General features: G+C 64.5%; 3 protein-coding genes. All 3 read right to left on the minus strand.

All coding sequences use genetic code 11. From position 1 onward, the window contains the following. On the minus strand, window positions 1-336 hold a 336-nt coding region (locus ENN83_RS13945; protein WP_287187909.1), incomplete at its 3' end, for a LapA family protein. Between the two features lie 13 nt (window positions 337-349). Further along, window positions 350-631 (minus strand): integration host factor subunit beta, encoded by a 282-nt coding sequence (ihfB, locus tag ENN83_RS13950; RefSeq protein ID WP_287187913.1) that lies wholly within the window; start codon window positions 629-631, stop codon window positions 350-352. Window positions 632-919: 288 nt separating this feature from the next. Further along, a complete protein-coding gene (rpsA, locus tag ENN83_RS13955) occupies window positions 920-2,602 on the minus strand; it encodes a 30S ribosomal protein S1 (RefSeq protein ID WP_287187910.1) in 1,683 nt (560 codons plus the stop codon). Window positions 2,603-3,550 lie beyond the last annotated feature (948 nt).

Here is a 3,550-nt window from a genome sequence, read left to right on the forward strand (position 1 = left end):
CGCGAGGATCTCGTCGCGGCCTTCGGTCCTGTGCTTGTCGGCCTTGACCTTGTCGAGTTCGCGCTTGAGCTTGGCCGCCTCGCGGCGCTGACGGCTGGCCTGCGCGCGGTACTTGCTCTCGCGCAACCATTCCCAGAAGAAACCGAGCAGCGCGCCGACCAGGATCCCGCCGAACCCGACGACATAAAGCGGCAGTTCGATCGACCAGGCGATTCCCGAAAAGCTCGCCAGTTCGTCAGGCAGCAGGTTCAGCGTCACATCCTGACGGTTCGCCATGGCGACCACCACAAGGCAGATCGCGAGCAGAAGCAGAAAGAGATAGCGAATGGCGCGCATGGTCAGACCCGAATTACTTCCCGTTCAGGCGATCGCGTAGCAGCTTCCCGGTCTTGAAGAAAGGCACGTATTTCTCGGCCACGTCCACCGGCTCGCCGGTGCGCGGGTTGCGCCCGGTGCGCGCGTCGCGCTTCTTGACCGAGAACGCGCCGAAACCGCGCAATTCCACCCGGTCGCCGCGTGCCATGGCCGCGATGATTTCTTCGAAAACGGTGTTAACAATTCGTTCGACCTCGCGCTGGTAGAGATGCGGGTTCTCGTCGGCAATCTTCTGGATCAATTCAGATCGGATCATCGCTATGTCGTCCCCGTTTTTCGCCCTTCTGGCCTGCGCGGCCGGGGCTTGCGGACTATAGGCATGTTTTGCCCCCCAGAGAAACAGAAAGCCTTTGAAAACCGGGGGAGAAGCGGCGGAAAGCCGCGTCGGAGGGGGGCGCGGCCGGCGGTTTGCCACCGGACGGGCGGGCCGGCGCCCCGGCGGGGACATCGCGCGCCGGGGCTCGCGAATTCGTGATTCGGGGAACGGAAAACGGCCCCGCACCTGCATGCGGAGCCGCGCCATGTCCGGCAGGGCCGGGTGGTCCTACTTGCCTTCGCCCTTGAGCGCGGCGCCCAGGATGTCGCCCAGCGAGGCCCCAGAGTCCGAGCTGCCATACTGTTCGACGGCCTCTTTCTCCTCCGCGATCTCGCGGGCCTTGATCGACAGGCCCAGACGGCGCGACTTGGCGTCGATATTGGTCACGCGGACATCCACCTTGTCGCCGACCTGGAACCGCTCGGGGCGCTGTTCCGACCGGTCACGCGACAGATCCGATCGGCGAATGAACGACTTCATGCCCTCGTATTCCACCTCGATCCCGCCATCCTCGATCGCGGTGACGGTCACGGTGATGATCGAGCCGCGCTTGACGCCGCCCACGGCGTCGGCGAACGGGTCGCCGTCCAGCGCCTTGACCGAGAGCGATATGCGCTCCTTCTCGACGTCGACCTCGGTGACGACGGCCTTGACCATGTCGCCCTTGCGGTAATCCTGGATCGCCTCCTCGCCGCGCTGGTCCCAGCTGAGATCGGAGAGGTGCACCATGCCGTCGATGTCGTGCTCGAGACCGATGAACAGACCGAATTCGGTGATGTTCTTGACCTCGCCCTCGACCTCGGTACCCACGGGATGGGTCTCGGCAAAGACTTCCCACGGGTTGCGCATGCACTGCTTGAGACCCAGCGACACGCGGCGCTTGGCGGTGTCGATCTCCAGCACCATGACGTCGACTTCCTGGCTGGTCGAGACGATCTTGCCGGGATGGACGTTCTTCTTGGTCCAGGACATTTCCGAGACGTGGACCAGACCCTCGACACCCGGTTCCAGCTCCACGAAGGCACCGTAATCGGTGATGTTGGTCACGCGGCCCTTGTGGACGGATCCCAGCGGGAACTTGGCCTCGACCGAATCCCACGGGTCGTCCTGAAGCTGCTTCATGCCCAGGCTGATGCGGTGGGTTTCCTTGTTGATCTTGATGACCTGGACCTTCACGGTCTCGCCGATCGACAGGATCTCGGAGGGGTGGTTGACCCGGCGCCAGGCCATGTCGGTGACGTGCAGCAGGCCGTCCACACCGCCCAGATCGACGAAGGCGCCGTATTCGGTGATGTTCTTGACCACGCCGTCGATTGCGTCGCCCTCGGTCAGCTTGCCAATGATCTCGGCGCGCTGCTCGGCACGGCTCTCTTCCAGGATGGCGCGGCGGCTGACCACGATGTTGCCACGGCGGCGGTCCATCTTGAGGATCTGGAACGGCTGCTTCAGACCCATCAGCGGGCCGGCATCGCGCACCGGGCGCACATCGACCTGGCTGCCCGGCAGGAACGCCACGGCGCCGCCCAGATCGACGGTAAAGCCGCCCTTGACGCGGCCGAAGATCGCGCCCTCGACGCGGGCATCCTCGGCATAGGCCTTCTCGAGCCGGTCCCACGCCTCTTCGCGGCGGGCCTTGTCACGGCTGATCGAGGCCTCGCCACGCGCGTTCTCGACCCGGTCGAGATAGACCTCGACCTCGTCGCCCACGGCGATGTCGGGGGCCTGGCCCGGATTGGTGAATTCCTTGAGATCGACGCGGCCTTCCATCTTGTAGCCGACATCGATGATGGCCTGGCCCGCCTCGATGGCGATGACCTTGCCCTTGACGACGCTGCCCTCGGCAGGCGTGTCCATCTCGAAGCTTTCGTTCAGGAGGGCTTCGAAATCCTCCATGGATGCTTTGGTAGCCATTCGGTTCAAGTGGTCCTTTGCGATTGTTTCCGGCCTGGCGGTTGGGTCCGCCGGTCTTTGATGGCCCCGCGCCAAAGAGCGCTCCGATCCCGAAAACCGGGCCGGGGCGACTCTTTCTCGGGATGGGGGCTTATAGCGCGAACGCCTTTCGCTGACAAGCGCGCGGCGGAGAAAGGTTGCGCCGCTTGGGCTTTCGGAAAGCTTTCCTGCCCACGTGTCGGGCAGATCGAAGACGCAACCAATGGCCACACCATGTTCGGAGCCGCAGGAATTCGCATCGCCTGAGGTCTCATGCTGGCGCTGGCCGCCCGGCGGTGGGATGCATGATCGTCGGCAGCAGCCGGATGCAGCAGGCCGACGCCGCAGTCCGCGACGCCTGGATCAAGCGCCAGACTACCTACCTTCTCGCCGACGAACTGCGCCAGTCCAGCGACGACCTGACCCGGCTTGCGCGCATACATGTCCCGACCGACGACGCGGCCCGGGAGGCGCAGGACATGGCAATCCTCGCCATCCGCAATCGCCTCCGGCATAGGCGAACAATCCCTGGGCCTTGGCGAGATTTCCATCGCCATCGAGAGGCTCGACCGCGCAACGCGGCAGGATTCGGGAATGGCGACCGCGGCCAAGGCAGATACCGCGGCCCTGCACCAGCTTGCGGTGGAACCGAGCGCGCGCAGGCAACGGTTCCGACTGGCCGATGACCGGGGCGATGGCCAGGCGGGATTGCGGATGGTATCCCGAGGGCTAGAGTCGGCCGCGACCGAGTTGAATCCTTGGGATTCACATCCGGGGTGATTTCTGATTCATGCTGACTACCGTGAAGGGGTCGGCATGGATGGGGAAACCGTATTCTTCTGATTTGCGCCAGCGGTTTGTAGCCGCTCTGGATGAGGGTATGTCGGCCAGTGCGGCGGGCCGCAGGATGCGGATTGCGCGCGCGACAGC

The organism is Rhodovulum sp. (assembly GCF_011048875.1).
Lineage (GTDB): Bacteria > Pseudomonadota > Alphaproteobacteria > Rhodobacterales > Rhodobacteraceae > Rhodovulum > Rhodovulum tesquicola.